The 19066-nt window shown below is 70.6% G+C and carries 18 protein-coding genes; 7 read left to right on the top strand and 11 right to left on the bottom strand.

Going from position 1 to position 19066, the window contains the following annotated elements:
- Positions 1–312 precede the first annotated feature (312 nt).
- On the top strand, positions 313–2586 hold the full coding sequence (locus IWX89_RS04175; protein WP_196902316.1) for a polyribonucleotide nucleotidyltransferase: 2274 nt from the start codon (positions 313–315) through the stop codon (positions 2584–2586).
- Between the two features lie 216 nt (positions 2587–2802).
- Positions 2803–3243 (top strand): VOC family protein, encoded by a 441-nt coding sequence (locus tag IWX89_RS04180; protein WP_196902317.1) that lies wholly within the window; start codon positions 2803–2805, stop codon positions 3241–3243.
- A 157-nt stretch (positions 3244–3400) separates the two neighbouring features.
- Here IWX89_RS04180 and IWX89_RS04185 read toward each other — a convergent pair whose 3' ends face one another.
- From IWX89_RS04185 to IWX89_RS04195, 3 genes are read right to left on the bottom strand one after another with little or no spacing between them, the layout of a single operon-like run.
- Positions 3401–3823, bottom strand: a complete 423-nt coding sequence (locus IWX89_RS04185) for a hypothetical protein (protein WP_196902318.1) — start codon at positions 3821–3823, stop codon at positions 3401–3403.
- Positions 3820–4881: an MAB_1171c family putative transporter gene (locus IWX89_RS04190; protein WP_196902319.1), complete on the bottom strand. Its 1062-nt coding sequence runs from the start codon at positions 4879–4881 to the stop codon at positions 3820–3822. The genes IWX89_RS04185 and IWX89_RS04190 overlap by 4 nt, the downstream gene beginning before the upstream one ends.
- Positions 4881–5372, bottom strand: coding sequence for a hypothetical protein (locus IWX89_RS04195; RefSeq protein WP_196902320.1), 492 nt, complete (start codon positions 5370–5372; stop codon positions 4881–4883). The genes IWX89_RS04190 and IWX89_RS04195 overlap by 1 nt, the downstream gene beginning before the upstream one ends.
- A 327-nt stretch (positions 5373–5699) precedes the next feature.
- Here IWX89_RS04195 and IWX89_RS04200 point away from each other — a divergent pair, with 327 nt between their 5' ends.
- On the top strand, positions 5700–6041 hold the full coding sequence (locus IWX89_RS04200) for a metalloregulator ArsR/SmtB family transcription factor (RefSeq protein WP_307836417.1): 342 nt from the start codon (positions 5700–5702) through the stop codon (positions 6039–6041).
- A 6-nt stretch (positions 6042–6047) separates the two neighbouring features.
- On the opposite strand, the gene IWX89_RS04205 is transcribed toward IWX89_RS04200, so the two are convergent.
- From IWX89_RS04205 to IWX89_RS04235, 7 genes are all read right to left on the bottom strand, one after another.
- Positions 6048–7592, bottom strand: coding sequence for an NADH-quinone oxidoreductase subunit C (locus tag IWX89_RS04205; protein WP_196902321.1), 1545 nt, complete (start codon positions 7590–7592; stop codon positions 6048–6050).
- Complete coding sequence (locus IWX89_RS04210; protein ID WP_196902322.1) at positions 7589–9103, bottom strand: proton-conducting transporter membrane subunit; 1515 nt, start codon at positions 9101–9103, stop codon at positions 7589–7591. The genes IWX89_RS04205 and IWX89_RS04210 overlap by 4 nt, the downstream gene beginning before the upstream one ends.
- Positions 9103–9759, bottom strand: coding sequence for a hypothetical protein (locus IWX89_RS04215; RefSeq protein ID WP_196902323.1), 657 nt, complete (start codon positions 9757–9759; stop codon positions 9103–9105). Before IWX89_RS04215 ends, IWX89_RS04210 begins: the two co-directional genes overlap by 1 nt.
- 8 nt (positions 9760–9767) lie before the next feature.
- Positions 9768–10712 (bottom strand): respiratory chain complex I subunit 1 family protein, encoded by a 945-nt coding sequence (locus tag IWX89_RS04220; protein ID WP_196902324.1) that lies wholly within the window; start codon positions 10710–10712, stop codon positions 9768–9770.
- Entirely contained in the window at positions 10709–12730 is a 2022-nt protein-coding gene (locus tag IWX89_RS04225; RefSeq protein WP_196902325.1) for a proton-conducting transporter membrane subunit, read from the bottom strand. The genes IWX89_RS04220 and IWX89_RS04225 overlap by 4 nt, the downstream gene beginning before the upstream one ends.
- Complete coding sequence (locus tag IWX89_RS04230; RefSeq protein WP_196902326.1) at positions 12727–13212, bottom strand: NADH-quinone oxidoreductase subunit B family protein; 486 nt, start codon at positions 13210–13212, stop codon at positions 12727–12729. Before IWX89_RS04230 ends, IWX89_RS04225 begins: the two co-directional genes overlap by 4 nt.
- Before the next feature lie 211 nt (positions 13213–13423).
- Complete coding sequence (locus tag IWX89_RS04235) at positions 13424–13918, bottom strand: Lrp/AsnC family transcriptional regulator (protein WP_196902327.1); 495 nt, start codon at positions 13916–13918, stop codon at positions 13424–13426.
- A gap of 134 nt (positions 13919–14052) precedes the next feature.
- On the opposite strand from IWX89_RS04235, the gene pdhA reads away from it, so the two are divergent.
- The 4 genes from pdhA to IWX89_RS04255 all read left to right on the top strand — a co-directional run bounded on the left by pdhA (position 14053) and on the right by IWX89_RS04255 (position 18399).
- Positions 14053–15162, top strand: a complete 1110-nt coding sequence (gene pdhA, locus IWX89_RS04240; RefSeq protein ID WP_231382872.1) for a pyruvate dehydrogenase (acetyl-transferring) E1 component subunit alpha — start codon at positions 14053–14055, stop codon at positions 15160–15162.
- A gap of 149 nt (positions 15163–15311) precedes the next feature.
- Complete coding sequence (locus IWX89_RS04245) at positions 15312–16274, top strand: alpha-ketoacid dehydrogenase subunit beta (RefSeq protein ID WP_196902402.1); 963 nt, start codon at positions 15312–15314, stop codon at positions 16272–16274.
- The gene (locus IWX89_RS04250; RefSeq protein ID WP_196902329.1) at positions 16271–17677 is read left to right on the top strand and encodes a dihydrolipoamide acetyltransferase family protein; all 1407 of its coding nucleotides are present in this window, start codon (positions 16271–16273) and stop codon (positions 17675–17677) included. Before IWX89_RS04245 ends, IWX89_RS04250 begins: the two co-directional genes overlap by 4 nt.
- A gap of 59 nt (positions 17678–17736) precedes the next feature.
- Positions 17737–18399, top strand: a complete 663-nt coding sequence (locus IWX89_RS04255; protein ID WP_196902330.1) for a VOC family protein — start codon at positions 17737–17739, stop codon at positions 18397–18399.
- Here IWX89_RS04255 and IWX89_RS04260 read toward each other — a convergent pair.
- Complete coding sequence (locus IWX89_RS04260) at positions 18393–19037, bottom strand: TetR/AcrR family transcriptional regulator (protein ID WP_374220484.1); 645 nt, start codon at positions 19035–19037, stop codon at positions 18393–18395. The two genes, IWX89_RS04255 and IWX89_RS04260, sit on opposite strands and share 7 nt — an antisense overlap.
- Positions 19038–19066: the final 29 nt, after the last annotated feature.

Raw genomic sequence — 19066 nt, forward strand, 5'->3', positions numbered from 1 at the left:
GCCGCGCCACCGCCCGTTCGAGGAGCGCTCTGTTAGACTGGTGGAGGTCAATCTCCGGATCGGCCGAATAAAACGGAGCAGGTCGGCGGAACGCTGGCCCTCGGTGGTGGTTTCCCAACGCGGGTGGCAGCATCCGCGGATGGTGAATTTCTACTGGTGGCCAGCTCGAGCACAGTGTGACGCACCGGTTTCCGGTTGAGCAATCAGCCGAACGGCGCTCACGGGCAGTGTAGTTCTGCCTGTTGCCTGCTCAGATGCCCCACTCGCGCGCCATCCGGGCAAACGAGTCTAAACAAAGGAGAGAACCCCCATATGGAGGGTCCAGAAATCACGTTCGCCGAAACCGTTATCGACAACGGCAAGTACGGCACGCGCACCATCCGCTTCGAAACCGGTCGTCTCGCCCAGCAGGCGCAGGGCTCGGCCGCCGCGTACATCGACGAAGAGACCATGCTGCTCTCCGCGACGAGCGCGAGCAAGCAGCCGAAGGAGAACTTCGACTTCTTCCCGCTGACCATCGATGTCGAGGAGCGTATGTACGCTGCCGGCCGCATCCCGGGCAGCTTCTTCCGTCGCGAAGGTCGCCCGTCGACCGAGGCGATCCTCACCTGCCGCCTGATCGACCGGCCCCTGCGCCCGTCGTTCGTCGACGGACTCCGCAACGAGATCCAGGTTGTCGTGACCGTGCTGGCCATCGCGCCCGACGAGTACTACGACGTGCTCGCGATCAACGCGGCGTCGATGTCGACCCAGCTCGCCGGCCTCCCGTTCTCCGGCCCGATCGGTGGCGTCCGCGTCGCCCTCATCCCCGACGAGCACGGCTCCGGCCAGTGGGTCGCGTTCCCCAAGCACTCGCAGATCGTCGACGCCGTGTTCAGCATGGTCGTCGCCGGCCGCGTGGTGACCGACGCCAGCGGTGCGCAGGATGTCGCGATCATGATGATCGAGGCCGAAGCCACCGACAACGCGTGGAACCTCATCAAGGGCGGCGCCATCAAGCCGAACGAAGAGGTCATCGCCGAGGGCATCGAAGCCTCGAAGCCGTTCATCAAGCAGCTCATCGAAGCGCAGCAGAAGGTCGCCGCCTCGGCCGCCAAGCCGACCGGCGCCTACCCGGTGTTCCCGTCCTACCAGCCGGCCACCTATGACGCCGTCGCCTCCCTCGCGTACGACCAGCTGAAGGCCGTCTACCAGATCGCCGACAAGATCGAGCGCCAGAACGCGGATGACGCGCTCAAGGCATCCGTCAAGGCAGCCATCGCCGCGAAGGTCGAAGCCGGCGAGCTCGAAGCCGGTGCCAACGCTCAGGTTTCCGCCGCGTACAAGTCGGTCACCAAGCTCGTCGTGCGCTCCCGCGTGCTCAACGAGGGCATCCGCATCGACGGCCGTGGGCTTGCGGACATCCGCCCGCTCGACGCCGAGGTCGCGATCATCCCGCGCGTGCACGGTTCGGCGATCTTCCAGCGCGGCGAGACCCAGATCCTGGGTGTCACCACGCTGAACATGCTCAAGCTCGAGCAGACGATCGACTCCCTGAGCCCGGTCACCAAGAAGCGCTACATGCACAACTACAACTTCCCGCCCTACTCGACCGGTGAAACCGGCCGCGTCGGAACGCCGAAGCGCCGCGAGATCGGCCACGGAGCGCTCGCCGAGCGTGCCCTGGTTCCCGTGCTGCCGTCGCGCGAGGAATTCCCCTACGCCATCCGTCAGGTCTCCGAGGCGCTCAGCTCCAACGGTTCGACCTCGATGGGTTCCGTCTGTGCATCCACCCTCTCGCTGCTCAACGCCGGAGTGCCGTTGCGCGCCCCGGTCGCCGGCATCGCGATGGGCCTGATCAGCGACACCGTTGACGGCAAGACCCGCTACGCGGCTCTCACCGACATCCTCGGCGCCGAAGACGCACTCGGCGACATGGACTTCAAGGTTGCCGGCACGAGCGAGTTCGTCACCGCGATCCAGCTGGACACGAAGCTCGACGGCATCCCCGCCTCGGTGCTCGCCGGCGCGCTCACGCAGGCACGGGATGCTCGGACGACCATCCTCGCCGTGCTGAACGCCGCCATCGACGCCCCCGACGAGATGGCACCGACCGCGCCCCGCGTGATCAGCGTGCAGATCCCCGTCGACAAGATCGGCGAGCTGATCGGCCCGAAGGGCAAGACGATCAACGGGATCCAGGACGAGACCGGCGCCGACATCTCCATCGAGGAGGACGGCACCGTGTACATCGGCGCCGTCGACGGACCGTCGGCCGAGGCCGCCCGCGCCATGGTCAACTCCATCGCGAACCCGACCAACCCGGAGGTCGGCGAGCAGTTCCTCGGCACCGTCGTGAAGATCGCCGCCTTCGGCGCGTTCGTCTCGCTGCTCCCGGGCAAGGACGGCCTGCTGCACATCAGCGAGGTGCGCAAGCTCGCCGGTGGCAAGCGCGTGGAGAACGTCGAAGACGTGCTCGGCGTGGGCCAGAAGGTCCTCGTGGAGATCACCAAGATTGACGACCGCGGCAAGCTTTCGCTCGCCCCGGTTCTCGAGGAATCGGCCGACGCCGACTCCGAGGACGCATCGGTCACCACCGAGGCGTAGTCTGGTAGTTCTGCCGACAACCTCTCGCCAGGTTAGTCGGTGAGACGGGAAGCCCGTCCTGCTTCGGCAGGGCGGGCTTTTTCGCGCCTGCCGCTGGGGGCCGTGACCCGGTGCCGGAACTCTCGCACCCTGACCCTTGACGGGCATCCGGCTCTTTGTCAGCATGCTGGATGGTGCGTCAATCGGCGGGCCGCTCGACGTGCAGAAGGAGTCACCGTGGTCACCAGCATCTTCGTCACTCTCCCCACCAGCGACCTCGAACGGGCCAAGAAGTTCTATTCGGGCCTCGGCTGGAAGATCAATCCCCTGTTCACCGATGAGAACGCCGCCAGCATCGTGATCGACGAGAATCTCTTCCTGATGATCCTCACCCGCGAGTACCTCGGCACCTTCACCGACAAGCCCATCGTGGACCCGGGCACCGCCCTCCAGACCCAGACCGCATTCAGCCGGGAGTCGCGGGAAGAGGTCGACGCGATCCTCGAGAAGGCCGTCGCGGCCGGGGGGACCGCGCACGAAGCGCAGGACTACGGCTTCATGTACGCCCGCGACTTCGAAGACCCCGACGGCAACCTGTTCAGCGCGCTCTGGATGGACCCGGTCGCCGCCGAGATCGGCCCCGAGGCGTTCATGGCGAAGCAGGAGCCGGGCGCCTGATCCCGACATCGGGATCGGTGCGGCGAGGGGCGCGGATGCCTCGAGCGCGCCAAACGCGCGGATGTCCGGGAATACTGGGCTAATATGAGTCCGCACCCGCTCCCGTCCCCCCACGGTCGAGCGGGTGTTCTACGTGCGGCTCAGATGCGGCCCGGAATCACTCGTCGAGGAGTTCGGTGATCGAGCGGAGCATCTCGGGGGACACGTCGCCGAGGGTGCGGGCAGCGAAGCTGACCACGCGTTTCGCCCGCAGTTTCTTCACGAACGCCAGCTGCGCATCCACCCGCTCGGGGATGTCGTCGTCGGAACCGAGCAGGTAGGCGGGCGGAATCCGGAAGAACTCGGCGATCCCGGTCAGCAGGGCCACATCGGTGACGAGCGGCCCGGTGCCGGCGATCATGTAGGCCCAGCGCGCGCGGGAGAGGGAGAGACCCTGCTCGGCCAGGCCCTTCGCGATCGCCCGGTAGGTGTACGGAGTGTTTCCCTCGGCGACGACGACGTCGAGCAGGAGGGTGAGCTTGCGGGCGAGATCCTGCTGGGGGGTCAGCGCGTCGTCGACTGGCACGGGTGCGGATGTCATGGCTGGGGGCCTCTCAGACGCGTCGAGGGGAGTGTGGCGGAGGCCACGGCCGCGGGCAGGCGCCTCGGCGGGGTCTCGGTGCGGTCGGCGTGGGTCTGTCGTTCGACCGCGTCGAGGAGGGCCCGTTCGGCCGCGGTGGCCTCCCGCGGGTGGAGGAGCAGGCTGTCCCGCACCTCGACGTAGCGCCGGTAGAGCCGCGCCCCCGGCTCACGCCCGAAGGCGAGGCGCAGGCGCGGCGAGGCCGTCTCGAGGCTGAGCTCGGGGGAGTCCTTGATCAGGCGCTCCCAGAGCGGGGTGATCCGCCAGAGCAGCACGCGATCCCGGCCGCTGCGCCACGCACCGGCCACGGCGTCGACGACGGTCGTGACGCCCAGGCCGATCGATACGCAGATCGGGGCGGCGAGGAGGGCGGTGAAGTACACGCCGCGCGAGGACGCGGTGAAGGTCGAGTGCGGATCCTGGCCCGACGCGATCGCGCTCCACACGCTGACCACCGCGTAGGTCAGGACGGCCAGGCAGCCCAGGGACACGAAGGCCAGGGAGACCCGGGTCACGATCCGGCGTTGCCGGGGATAATCGGCCAGGCAGGCGACCAGGACCGACACGGCGAAGTAGGCCAGGGCGAGCCAGGTGGTGATGGCGTAGAGGGTGTAGTCCCAGCGGTCGAAGTCCATCGCGCGAACGTCGCTCGTCAACCGCCAGTCGCTGCCGAAGAACAGCACGGCCTGGGCGCCGATCACGACAGCGACGGCGATGACCGTCGACCGCCGGCCGGCGCGGGAAATGCCGCCCTCCGTGGTGGCGAGCTGGACCAGGCTGTTCATCAGCGCGACCGCGACGATCACGGTCGCGTGGAAGAGGAAGAACGTCGTGTTCACGCCGCCGAGGACCGCATCGACGGCGTCGTAGACCGGCTGCGGCTGCAGGGTCATCGTCAGGGCGAAGACGGCCAGGAACCAGAACAACAGCCGGCGCCGGCCTCGGATGGCCGAGGGCAGGCAGAAGAGCGCGGCGAGCCAGAGGATCGAACAGACGGCGAGCTGGAGGAGGGCGATCATCAGAGCACCCTCCCGAAGCCGGTCCGCGGCCCGTTCCGGGCATCCGTGCGGTCGTCCAGCATGATCAGGGCGAGCTCGTCGCCGATGGCCTCCGCGAGGGCCTCCTGCTCGTCGGTGAAGGAACTCCGGGAGAGCGCGTGCACGATCGCGTCCATCGGGATCAGCGGGGCGAGCAGGGCGACGCGCTCGGCGGTGAGGAGTTCCTTCTCGTGCCGGAGGATCATGTGCCCGTACTCGTGGTTGATGAACTGCTGGCGGTGCACGGCAGACTCCGTCGGCGCGTAGTGCACCCGCTCGAAGTCTTCGCCCGCGATCTCCAGCCACAGGCCGCAGACGCCGGACGCGATCAGGTCGGCGCTGGCGGGGCGGAGGATGATCTTCTTCTTCCGAACGCCCTCCATGTGCCGGTGGAGCCTCTCGGCGGTGAGCGGACGCGGCAGGTCGAGCGCCTCGACCAGCCGGCGGGCCCGCTCTCGGCGTTCTTCGCGCATCACGCAATTCCCTACTCGGTGGATCGATGGTCCCATGGCGTGTCGCCGTGCGTTGGACATGTCTAATTCGTGCTACCGTTGGATTCGGTTGGACATGTCTAGGCTACCGGTTTCCGGAGGCTGCCAGGACCCTTGTCCGGCCTGCGCGTCACGTGCCGGACACAAGTTGGGGGGGCGCGTGGTCGTTTGCGTGACGCGGTGCGGTCGGGGTGGGACCGCACCGCACACCGCATCTCGCCGCCCACGGTGCATCGGGCGCCGACTCGTCGTGGACGGGAGATCCCTCATCTATTTGAAGATATTATAGATTAGCGATATGCTCAGACGGTGTCGACCACCGGACTGCCCATGGCCTTGCTCAAGGCCGAACTGTTCAAGTCGCTCGGGCATCCCCTGCGCGTGCAGGTGCTCGAGCAGCTCGCCGGCGGCGAACGCTCCGTCGGCAGCCTGGCCGAGGCGCTCGGCTCGGAGCTCTCGAACCTCTCCCAGCAGCTCGGCGTGCTCCGCCGGGCCGGGGTCGTCGTCACCCGGCGCGAGGGCAACACGATCTACTACGGGCTGCGCGACCCGATGGTGGCCGAACTGCTCTCCGTCGCCAAGCGGATGCTGGTGGCCACCCTCGAGGATTCCAACGCCCTCCTCCGCACGATCGAACAGGACGTGTCCTGACCGTCGTTACAGGTCGTTCCCCGCGTAGGACTGGTTGAAGCTCTTGTTCACCAGGGGGAAGTCGGGCACGATCGTCTCGGCCAATGCCACCGGCAGGGCCGGCCAGTTGAAGTACGACGGGTCGACGATCTTCACCCGGGTCAGTCGGCCGTCTTCGCCCAGTTCGACCCGGTGGCAGATCGTGCCGCGCCAGCCTTCGACCAGGGAAACGCCGGTGCCGGAGCCGACTGGGGCGACCGTGCGGCCGCTGCCCAGCCGGCCGTCCAGGCGGCGGATGAGGTCGGTCGCCACGGCGATCGACACCGCCAGTTCCCCCGCGCGCACCCGGTAGCGCCCGAGCACGTCGCCGCCGGTGTCCGTGACGACGTGGAACGCCTCGCCGAGGTCGACGAACGGGTGGTCGCGGCGGGCATCCGCGTCGATGCCGGACGCCCTGGCCACGTAGCCGAGGGTGCCCATCGCTTCGGCCTGGCCGGTCGAGAGCGGGGCGGTGCCGGTGAACCGGTCCCGCACGATGGCATGGCCGAGGGTGATCGCGATGATCTCCTGCATGTCCGCCTGCACCTGGGCGAGCACCGCCGGGTCGGGCAGGGCGCGCACGGCTGCGCCGCCGATGGTCAGGCCGCCGCGGAGGAAGCGGTGCCCGGTGACCGCCTGGTTCTGGCGGAGCAGGGTCTCCCGCAGCCGCTGGGTGTGCGAGTGCACGATGCCGAAGCCGACGTCGTTGGCGAGGGAGCCGAGGTCGGAGACGTGGTTGTAGATGCGCTCGAGCTCGAGCAGGAGTGCGCGCAGCATCCGGTCCTCCTCGGACACCTCGATCCCGGCGGCGGCCTCGACGGCCATCAGCCAGGCGACGGTGTGGCCGGCCACGGTGTCGCCGGTGACCTGCTCGGCCAGTTCGACCGCATCCTCGGGCCGGCGGGCCTCGAAGAGCCGCTCGACACCGCGGTGCATGTACCACTGGCGGGCCTCCATCCGCACGATGGTCTCGCCGACGACGGAGAACCGGAAATGGCCGGGGTCGATGATGCCCGCGTGGATCGGGCCGACCGCGATCTCGTAGACGCCGGGGCCCTCGACCTCGACGAACGGGAAAGACTCGGTGTCGGGCAGGAACTCGGGGGTGACCCTGGCGCCGCGGCGCATCGGGTACCAGCCGCGCGGCCAGTGGCCGTGGCGCACCAGGCGGAACGGCTGCGGGTGGTCGGCCGGCCGCACCCCGAACAGGTCGCGCATTCCGCGTTCGAAATTGCCGGCCGGGTAGGAGAGATCGGCCAGGCTCGGCACCCAGGCATCGTCGTAGGGGACCGGCACGACAAGGTCGATCTGGCGTCGCGGATACACCGCCGCGAAGGAGTAGACCACCCGCAGCGCGTCGCCGTCGTCGTGACAGGTGATGATCGCGAGCCGGTTGCCGTCGGCGAGCACGGCGGCGGCTTGTTCGCGCAGGTCGTCGCGGGTGAGCCGGCGCACATCGGGGGCGCCGGCGGCCGCCGGGCCCGCGCTCGGTGCGTTCGGGCCCGCGGTCGGTGTCAGGTCGGGTGTCGTCACTGGGCTCCTCCCAGAACCGCGGCCGCGCGCGCCAGGAGCGTGCCCACCGGCTCGGCGATGAAGGCCACCACGGCGGTGGTGGCCAGGGCGAGGATGAGCGGCAGGCGCGGTCCGTGCGCCGACCGGTCCGGCGTCGCGCGGACGGGGACGGCGACGGTGCCGGCCGGGTCGGTTCCGGGAAGGGCGGCCCCCGCCGGGTCGGTGCCGGGAGCGGCAGCCGGGGCGCCGATGGTCATCGCGACGGTCAGCCGGGTGAGGGCGGCGAAGATGACGAGCAGCAGCACGAGCGCGATGCCGACGACGACGCCCATCCCGGTGCCGAAGCCGGCGACGATGATGCCGACCTCGGAGAAGAAGATGCTGAACGGGGGGAACCCGACCAGGGCCGCCATGGCGATCAGCCACGGAACGGCCAGGCCGGGGCGGCGCACGAGAAGCGCCCGCACGTCGTCGATCCGGGGGGTTCCCTCCACCTCGAGGATGCGGCCGGAGAGCACGAACAGCGTCGCCTTGGTCAGGCCGTGGCCGAGCATGTAGAGCAGCACGGCCGGCAGGGCGGCCGGGCCGATCGCGGCGCCCACGGCCATCATCCCCATGTGCTCGATGCTGGAGTAGGCCAGCATCCGTTTGAAGTCGCGCTGGCGGATCAGGAGGGCGGCGGCCACGAACAGGGAGAGCAGGCCGCCGACGCTGAGCATCACCCGGAGGAAGTCCGGCCCGATCACCGCGTCGGTGATGGTCTGGATGCGCAGGATGGCATAGAGGGCCACCGCGAGCAGCACGCCGCTCATCAGGCCCGACACCGGCGCCGGGGCCTGGCTGTGCGCGTCGGGCAGCCAGCTGTGCATAGGGGCCAGTCCCGCCTTCGTGGCGAAACCGAGCACGGCCAGCGCGCCACCCGCACGGATCAGCGCCGGGTCGAGCGGCAGGTCGGTGCGGCTGAGCACCAGCCAGGACAGGGTCGGCTCACCGGTGCCGCGCGAGGCGGCGTAGATGAGCACGATCCCGAGCAGGGCGATGGCGACGCCCACCGAGCCGAGGATGACGTACTTCCAGGCTGCCTCCAGCGACGACCGGGTGCGGTGGTGACCGACGAGGAAGGCCGTGGTGATCGTGGTGGCCTCGACCGCCGCCCACATCAGCCCGATGTTGTCGGCCAGGACGGCGAGGGACATCGCGGCCAGGAACACCGAGATCAAGGCGTCGTACGAGCCGGCGAACCGGCCGGGCGCCTTCTCGGTGTGGCCCAGCCCGCCCCAGGTCGACACGAGGCCGACCGCCCCGACGACGGTGAGCATGTACGCGGAGAGAGCGTCCGCGCGGAGAAGGCCGCCACCGAGGGTGGGAACCTGCCCGCCGAGCACGGCGGCGACCAGCAGCAGGCCGGAGAGCAGCACGGCAGCGCTGGAGGCGATCGGGCCGAGGCGGCCGAGCGGCCGGGCGCCGCCGGTGAGGCTGAGCACGGCCAGCACGACCGGTACGGCCAGGGGGGTCCACAGGGCGAAATTCATCAGTCGTGCAACTTTCTGAGCTGATCAATGTCTGTGTTGCCGAACTTGTTGCGCATCCGGCCGGCGAAGACGTAGAGGATCACGACGACCAGCAGCACGTCCAGGGAGATCCCGAGCTCGAGGAACAGGGGAACCCCGCCGGAGGTGAGGAACGCGACCGTGGCGATGCCGTTGTCGAGCACGAGGAAGCCGATCAGCTGCGACCCGGCCTGCCGCCGGGTGACCAGCAGCAGGAACCCGATCAGCACCATCGCCAGCCCGATCGGGGCGGCGTGGGCCGAGATGCTGGTGTCGCCGCTGAGCAGCCGGCTGGCGACGACGTAGCTGAGGATGGTCAGCAGCGCCACGGTGAGCAGGCCGGCCGTCGGGTTCAGCCGCGGCGCCTCATCCGTGCGGGTGGTGGCGCGGGTCTCGTGGGCGAGCACCCAGGGCAGGGCCATCCCCTTGACCAGCAGCACGAGGACGGAGACGATGATGACCTCCGCCTCTCCCTCCTCGAGGCCGATCACGGCGACCAGGGCGGCCAGGGCGAAGCCCTGCACGCTGAGCAGCCGGATCGAGGCGAGCAGGGAATGCCGCCAGACCATCAGGGCGCTGGTCAGCAGCAGCGCTCCGGTGCAGAGGCCGATCAGCTGGGGGAAGACGGTGTCGAACACGGATGCTCCTAAGCGACCAGGTAGGAGGCGGTCACGGCGAGCAGGGCGAGGGCGAACGACCCCGCCAGCAACTCGGGCACCCGGAACAGGCGCACCTTGGCGAGGAAGACCTCGCCCACGCTGAGGGCGACGCCGAGCAGGAGGATCTTCGCGGTGACGGCGCCCAGTCCGACCAGCACGCCGGGCAGGGAGAAGTCGGTCAGCACGCCCCACGGCAGGATCAGGTTGCTGAGCAGGCCGAGCAGGGCGGCGAGCTTGAGCCAGGAGCCCAGTTCCAGCCAGGCCAGGTCGCGCCCGGAGGCCTCCAGCACCATGGCCTCGTGCAGCATCGTCAGTTCGAGGTGGGTGGAGGGATTGTCGATGGGGAGGCGGCTGGTCTCGGCCATGATGGCGATGGCCAGGGCGACCATGGCCAGCAGGCTGACCGGCGAGATGATCACGGCCGGGTTCTGCAGCCGGGTCTCCACGATCAGGGAGAGCGTGGAGGTGCCGGCCGGGATCGACAACGCGTAGACCGCGAGGAGCAGGGTCGGTTCGACCAGGGCGGCCACGGTCATGTGCCGGCTGGAGCCCATGCCGCCGAAAGCGGTTCCCGCGTCCAGGCCGACCAGGGCCAGGGCCACCACGCCGATCAGCATCATCGAGACGATGACGAACAGGTCGCTCGGCACCAGGGGCAGCGGGAGCGTGCCGACCAGCGGCAGCAGCACGCAGAGCAGCAGGCTGCTGGCGAGGAGGGTGACCGGGCCGGCCGCGAGCATCCAGCTGCTGTCGGCCGCGCGCACCGGGTCCTTGGCCACGAGCTTGCGGACGTCGCGCCACGGCTGCCAGATGCCGGAGCCCGCGCGGCCCTCGAGCCGCGCCCGCACCTGGCGCATCACGCCGATCAGCAGGGGGGAGAGGAACACGAAGAGCACCAGCTGCAGCAGGGCGATCGCGATCGCCGGGATCACAGGGACACCACGATCAGCACGACGAGCAGGGCGACGAAGGAATAGGACAGGTAGCGGTGGATGCTGCCGTTCTGCGCTCGGCGGGCCAGGACGCCGAAACGCTGGGCGAGGCCGAGCACCGGGCGGTAGAACCGGGTTTCGATCACGTCGGAGACGGTCTGTTCGACGTGGACGCGTTCGACCAGGTAACGGGACTCGCCGACGTGGGTGACCTCCACGTCGCGGGTGGGCCGGAGCACGTCGTCGAAGACGCGCACCAGGGGCTCGGCGTAGGAGGTGGCGGTGTACTGCATCCGCGGCCGCAGCCTGGAGCCGCCGCCCGCCCACGGGAGGGGAGACACCCGGGTGGGATGCCGCCGGGCCGAGATGAGGATGGCCGCCAGCACCGGCAGGAGCACGAGCGCGGCGAGGGCGACGAAGGTGGTGGGGTCCAGGACCACGTCGATCCCGCGGGCGTCGACGCCCGCCAGCCCGATCGTGCGCACATCGGGGGTGAACGCCGGGCCGACGGCGGAGGCGAGGGCCACGGTGAGCGGTCCGGGCAGCAGGCCGAGGCCGATCACGAGGAGGGCGCCGATGATGAGGGGGATGCGCATGATCAGGGGGACCTCGCGGGCCGCCGTCGCCTGCGCGGAGCGGGGGCGGGCCAGGAACGCGATGCCGTACGCCTTGACGAAGGTGAGCAGGGCGAGACCCGCGGTGAGGGCGATCACGGCCACGGCCAGCGGCATGGCCACGGACGAGGTGACGGAGACGACCTCCCCGCCGACCCGGGAGCCGTGCACGAGGGCCTGGAGCAGCATCCACTCGGCCACGAATCCGCTCGTCACCGGCAGGGCGGCGGCGCCGAGAGCGGCCGCACCGAACGCGCCGGCGGTCCAGGGCATGCGGCTGCCGAGCCCGCCGAGCCGGTCGAGGTTCATCTCCCGGGTGGAGCGGGCCACGGCGCCGGCGCCGAGGAACAGGGTGGCCTTGAATGCGGCGTGGCTGACCATGAGCAGCAGCGCCGCGAGGAGGGCGGCGTCGGCGGCACCGGTGGCGTGGTCGCCGCGCAGGAGCACGGAGGCACCCAGGCCGAGGAAGACAAGCCCCATGTTCTCGGTCGTGGAGTAGGCCAGCAGCACCTTGAGGTTGCTCGCCACCGAGGCCTGCAGGATCCCGTAGAGGGCGGAGACGGCGCCGAGCGCCATGATCAGCACCCCCCACCAGGCCGGGCCGTTCGGCAGCAGGCGCACGCAGACCAGGAGCGCCCCGTAGACGCCGATGTTCACCATGGCGCCGCTCATCGCGGCGGCGACGTGGCCGGGAGCCTCCGGCAGCACCCGGGGCACCCAGACGTGCAGGGGCACGAGCTCGGCCTTGCCTCCGAAACCGAGCAGGAGGAGCACGAAGGCGAGGCTCGCCTGCCAGGACGACGGGTCCAGGGTCGCGAGCGCGGCGAATCCCGTCCCGCCGGTGGCGCCGGCCAGCACGGCGAAGCCGGCCAGCACGAAGAAGAAGCTCAGCTGGCTCATCGCGGAGTACCAGACCAGGGCGGATGCGACCGTGCCGCGGGTCGCGTGGTGGGCCAGCAGCAGCGCCGTCGACCCCAGTGTCATGATCTCCCAGAACAGCAGGAAGGACACCACGTCGGTGGCGGCGGGCACGAGCTGCATCCCGAACAGGAACACGGCCATCGAGGCCCAGGCGGTGCGGGAGGCGGAGGCGACCCGGGCCGAGCCGATCCCGAACAGCGACGCCAGCACGCCGACCACCGACACGACCACCATGACGAGGCCGCCGAGCCGGTCGGGGGAGAGCACGAGAGGGTCCATCGGCAGGGTGGTGGGAATGGTGAGCGCCCCGCGGCCGCCGCTGAGGGCGATGGCGCCGGTGACGACGCCGGCGGCGGCGAGCAGCGCGCAGAGGATGCCGCTCACCCGCGAGCGCCACCGGGCGGACGGCACCAGCAGGGCGGACGCGACCGCGGCGGCGAGGAGAGCGACCTGGCCGAGCATCCCGGCCTCGACGGGCGTCATCGGCCGGTCATCCGGCGCAGGGCCTCGACGATGAGGGCGGGGGCGGGCGGGTTGCCCGGCACGGAGAGGTCGACGTCGACGAAGTCCGACACGGGGCCGGCGATCCCGTACCCCTCCGCGAAGACGCCGCCGGTGATGGCGCAATCGCCCACGGCAATCACGAAGCGCGGGGTGGGCGTGGCGTCGACCGTGCGCCGCAGCGGTTCGATCATGTTGCGGGTCACGGCACCGGTGATCAGGAGCACGTCGGCATGCCGCGGCGAGGCCACGAGACGGATGCCGTACCGCTCGACGTCGTAGACCGGGCCGAAGGCGCTCGCGACCTCCTGGGCGCAGTCGTTGCACCCGCCGGCGTTGATGAACCGCACCTGCACGCTGCCGCCGAAGACCTCGGCACCGGCGAACAGCGCCGGGGCGGGCGGGGCCGGTTCGGCGATGCGCCCGCTCTGCCGGATGAGGGCGGCGAGCCGCGTGACACTCACCTCAGGCCTCGGTGATCGTGCGGATGCTGGCGGTCATCGCGTTCTCGGTTCTCGCTGCGGGCGGTCCGTTCGGCGCCGGCCCTGACTCGACAGTAGCAGCGCGGACCCGGCGGGCATCAGGTCGAATTGCGCGCTAAACATCATTACTTCTTTATATACCTATATGATGGATTTATCAAATAGATGTGCCGGGCGGCGGCCTCCTGAGGGACTACGCGTCCGGGCGGTCGGCGCCGGAGTCGCGTCCGGCGCGCTCGAGCAGTGGGGTGACCCGGTAGGGGATGAGCTCGCCCATCGCGAGCGACGTCTCGGTGCGCTCGACACCGTCGCAGGCAAGGATGGTGCCGTCGATCCGGAACAGGTCGTCGGCATCCGCGCAGACCACCCGCACCAGCAGGTCGGTCGATCCGCTCATCCCGTGCGCCTGAACGATCTCGGGGATGAGGGTGAGCTCGGCGATGATCTGCGCGAGCCGTTTCTGCTGCACGTGCACCTCGATGAAGGCCGTCAACGGGTAGCCGAGGGCCACGGGGTTGATCCGGCGGTCGAAGGAGAGGAACGCGTTGGATTCCTCGAGCCTGGCCATCCGCGCCTGCACGGTGTTCCGGGACAGCCGGAGTTGCTGCGCGAGGGCGACGAAGGTGCTGCGCGGATCGACGCACAGGGCGCGGAGCAGCTGCAGGTCGACTCTGTCCAGACTGTGCATAGTGCACGAGATTAGCACGCCGGTTGGTCCCTGAATAGAGCAGAATGCGCAGTCTCAAGCGGGATGGTTGTGCTCTGTGCCGCATGACCGTACGCTCGGTGCAACTTCGGCAACGACGCTGGGAGCGGCTCACCATGTCAGAATCTTTCCCGGGGGAAAACCCCGTCAATCTCTTACAACTCGTCTCACCTGAGGGTGCGCGGGTGGCTTCGGAAACAGCCGATCCCTGGCTCGACGATGTCTCGGGGGCCGACCTCGTCGCCCTCTACCAGGACATGGTCGTGGTGCGGCGGATCGACACCGAGGCCACGGCGCTGCAGCGGCAGGGGGAGCTCGGCCTCTGGCCGCCGCTGCTCGGCCAGGAGGCAGCCCAGATCGGCTCGGCCCGCGCCCTGCGGGCGGACGACTTCGTCTTCACCAGCTACCGCGAGAACGCGGTGGCCTGGTGCCGAGGGGTCGGCCTGACCGACATCGTCCGGGTGTGGCGCGGCAACGCGCAATCCGGCTGGGATCCGTACTCCGTCGGGATGGCCACCCCGGCGATCATCATCGGCGCCCAGACCCTGCACGCGACGGGCTGGGCCCTCGGCGCCCAGCACGACGGCACGGACTCGGTGGCGGTGGCCTACTTCGGCGACGGCGCCACGAGCGAGGGCGACGTGAGCGAGGCGCTCGTCTTCGCGGCCAGCTTCCAGGCCCCGGTGATCTTCTTCTGCCAGAACAACCAGTGGGCGATCTCCGAACCGGTCGGCCTGCAGTCCCGGGCGAACCTGGTCGACCGGGCACTCGGCTTCGGCATCCCCGGCATCCGGGTCGACGGCAACGACGTGCTCGCCGTGCTCGCGGCCACCCGGATGGCCCTCCGCCGTGCCCGCACCGGCGGCGGACCCACCTTCATCGAGGCGGTCACCTACCGGATGGGCCCGCACACCACCGCCGACGACCCCACCCGTTACCGGCCCGCCGCCGAACTGGAGGAGTGGAAGGCGAAGGACCCGATCCTGCGTCTGGAGCGGCTGCTCGACTCGCTCGGGCTGCTCAGCATCGAGCTCGCCGACCAGACCAGGGGGCTCGCGGATGCCGCGGCCGCCGAGTTGCGGGCCGGCTGCATCGGCCTGCCCGACCCCGAGCCGCTCACGGTCTTCGACCATGTCTTCGCCACCCCGAACGCCACGCTCGACCGGCAGCGCGCCGAGTACGCCCACTATCTCGCAAGTTTCGACTCCACCGGAGGGAAGGCCTGATGACCATGACGACCATGATGAGGCCGGCGGCATCCGCCCTGCTCGGCCAGACGAGCGGCTCGGGCGGCTCCGCCCCGCGCCCGGGCGAGAGCCTGCCGGGCGCCCCGCTCCGCACCCCCGTTCCGCTGGCCGGCACGACCACGCTGACCATGGCCAAGGCCATCAACGCCGGGTTGCGCCAGGCCATGCTCGACGACCCGAAGGTGGTGCTGCTCGGTGAGGACATCGGCCTGCTCGGCGGCGTGTTCCGGGTGACCAGCGACCTGCTCGCCGAGTTCGGCGCCCGCCGGGTGATCGACACGCCACTGGCCGAGTCCGCGATCATCGGCACCGCGGTCGGCCTGGCCTACCGCGGCTACCGCCCGGTCTGCGAGATCCAGTTCGACGGTTTCATCTTCCCCGGCTTCGACCAGATCGTCAGCCAGGTGGCCAAGCTGCACTATCGCACCCAGGGGCGGGTGAGCATGCCGATCACCATCCGGGTTCCCTTCGGCGGCGGAATCGGCGCCGCGGAGCACCACTCCGAGTCCCCGGAGGCCTACTTCACCCACACCTCCGGCCTCCGGGTGATCGCGGTCTCCGACCCGCAGGACGCCTACGGGCTCATCCGCCAGGCGATCGCCTCGGACGACCCGGTGCTCTACTTCGAACCCAAACGCCGCTACCACGTCAAGGGCGAGGTGTCGCCGGAGCTCGGCGCGCCCATGGAGCGCGCCCGGGTCGTGGCCGCGGGCACCGACGTCACCCTGCTCTGTTACGGGGCGCTGGTGAGCACCGCGAAGGATGCCGCGCTCGCCGCCGCCGACGAGGGCGTGTCGATCGAGGTCATCGACCTGCGCTCCCTCTCCCCGGTGGACTACGAGAGCGTCGAGGCATCCGTCCGGAAGACCGGCCGGCTCGTGATCACCCACGAGGCCGCCCGCTCCGGCGGGCTCGGCGGGGAGATCGCCGCCGTCGTCACCGAGCGCTGCTTCGACTACCTCGAGGCCGCCCCGGTGCGCGTCACCGGCTTCGACATCCCGTATCCGCCGGCCAAGCTGGAGAGCCACCACCTGCCCGACCTGGACCGGATCCTCGACGGCGTCGACCGAGCCCTGGGGCGTCAGCGATGATCAAGGTGTTCCGGCTTCCCGACCTCGGCGAGGGGCTGACCGAGTCCGAGATCGTCGCCTGGCGGGTGTCGCCGGGCGACACGGTTGAGCTGAACCAGCTCATCGCCGACGTCGAGACCGCCAAGGCCGTCGTCGAGCTTCCGTCGCCGTTCGCCGGGGTCGTCACGCAATTGCACCAGCAGCCCGGAACGGTCGTGCACGTCGGCGAGCCGATCGTCTCGTTCGAGGTGGCGGGCGCCGAGCCGGCCGAACCGGCGGGCGCCACCCCCGGCCAAACGGATGCCGCCGCTCCGGCCGAGCCGGCCGAGGAGCGCGAGGCCGTGCTCGTCGGCTACGGCGCCGCACCCGAACGATCGGGCCGGCCGCACCGGCGGGCCCGCACGGGTGCGGCGGCTGCCGGGATGCCCGCCGCCGTGGCGCCTGCCTCGGCTGAGCCCGCCGTTGTTGAGCCAACCGCCGCTGAGTCGCCCACTGTTGAGCCGCCCGCCGTTGAGCCCAGCGAGCCCGCCGCGGCCCGCCCCCGGTCGACCCCGCCCGTGCGCGCCCTCGCCCGGGTGCTCGGCGTCGACCTGTCCCACCTCACCGGCACCGGGCCGACCGGCCTGATCACCAGGGAGGACGTGCGCGCCCAGCTCGCCCGGCCCGCGGAGGCGCCCGACGGGACCGAGACCGGCGCCGCTGCCCCGGCGCCCGGCCCGGGGCAGCGGGAGACCCGCAGGCCCATCCGTAGCGTGCGCAAGCACACCGCCGCGGCCATGGTGCGGAGCGCCTTCACCGCCCCGCACGTCACCGAGTTCCTCACCATCGACGTCACCCCGACCATGGAGCTGATCGACGCGCTGAAGACGAACCGGTCCTTCCAGGGGGTGCGCATCGGCATCCTCGCCGTCGTGGCGAAGGCGCTCTGCCTCGCCGTCGCCCGCAACCCAGACCTGAACACGCGGTGGGACGAGGCGACCGGGGAGATCGTGCAGTTCCACCACGTCAACCTGGGCATCGCGGCCGCCACCCCGCGCGGCCTGCTGGTGCCGAACATTCCGGACGCCGACCGGCTCGGCCTCGCCGACCTGGCCGCGGCGCTCGCCGAGCTCACCGAGGCGGCGAGGGCCGGCACGACCAGCGCGGCCTCGCTGCGCGGCGGCACGATCTCGATCACCAACGTCGGCGTCTTCGGCATCGACGCCGGAACGCCGATCCTCAACCCGGGCGAGGCGGCCATCCTGGCCGTGGGCGGCATCCGTCGCCAGCCCTGGGAGCACGACGGCGGGATCGCGCTGCGCCAGGTGATGACGCTCAGCCTCTCCTTCGACCACCGACTGGTCGACGGCGAACAGGGCGCCCGGTTCCTGGTCGACATCGGCACCATCCTCTCCGACCCGGCCATGGTCCTCACCATGGTCTAGGCCCCCAGCCGCACCGTCGACCGGTTGACCGGCCACGGGCGACGGAGCAGAGTGGGGGCATGAGCCCGGCGAGCACCATCCTCACCCCTGTCCAGACCGAATCCGTGCTGGCCGGGGGCGCTTTCGTGCACCTGGACGGCACCCTCCACGGCGCGTTCCGGACGACCGACTTCGCCTCCGCCGCCCGATTCGTCGCGGCGATCGCCGAGGCGGCGGATGCGGCGAACCACCACCCGGAGGTGCGCCTCGGCTACGGCACCGTCGGCATCCGGCTCCGCTCGCACGACGCCGGCGGGGTGACCGAGCGTGACCTCGCCCTGGCCCTGCGCTGCCAGGAGCTCGCCGACGCGCAGGGCGCCGAACGCGCCCAGCCGGCCCCGGCCCGCTACGACGTGGCGATCGACAGCACCGACGCCGACGCGATCCGCCCGTTCTGGCGGGTCGGCCTCGGCTACGTCGAACTGGACACCCCCGACGGCATCGAGCTCGTCGACCCGCGCGGCGACGGCCCGAAGGTCTGGTTCCAGCACATGGAGATCGCCCGCACGGACCGCAACTGGATCCACCTCGACGTGTACCTGCCCACGGGTGACGCCGACGAGCGCGTGCAGGCGATCGTCGAGGCCGGCGGTGTGCTGCTCACCGACGAGCACGCCCCCGACTGGTGGGTGCTGGCGGACGTCGACGGCAACGAACTCTGCGTCTGCACCACCGTCTACTGACCGGCCGGCACGCCCAGGGCGGCAAGCGCCATCTCCTCGAGCACGGGCCGCACGGTGCGCGCCGAGGACGCCTGCATGCTGTGGGGCGTGGAATTGAGCAGCCCGAAGGTGGCCTGGGCGCGGATGCGCAACAGCTTCGCCTCGACCTCGGGGTGCACCTCCCCGAGCAGGCGCACCCACAGCTCCACGTAGCTCCGCTGCAGGGCGCGCACCTCGTGCCGCTCGGCCTCGGCGAGGCTGTCCAGGTCCCGGTCCTGCACCCGGATGACGTCGGGGTTGGCCAGGGCGAAGGCCAGGTGGAAACGCACGAGTGAGCGGAGCGCCGCCGCGGCATCCGTCGCCGTCGCCACGACCGTGCGGCCGCCCTCGACGAGGTCGGCGCTCGCCCCGACCAGGAGCGCGGCGAGCACGGCCTGCTTGCCGCTGAAGTGCCGATAGACGGCCGGGCCGCTCACGCCGGCGGCCGCGCCGAGGTCCTCGATCGACACGCCGTTGAAGCCCGACCGGGCGAATAACGCCGCGGCCGCCTCGAGCAGGGCCTGGCGCCGGTCGGCCTTCGCCCGGCTCCGCGGCGTGGGCGGCGTCGCGGGGGTCGGCGAGTGCACGGGCGGCGCGGCGGGCGGAACGGCGGTGGCCACGGGCGGCTCCTTTCCGGCAGGGTCTGGAC

This window comes from Cryobacterium sp. MP_M3, from assembly GCF_015752155.1.
GTDB lineage: Bacteria > Actinomycetota > Actinomycetes > Actinomycetales > Microbacteriaceae > Cryobacterium.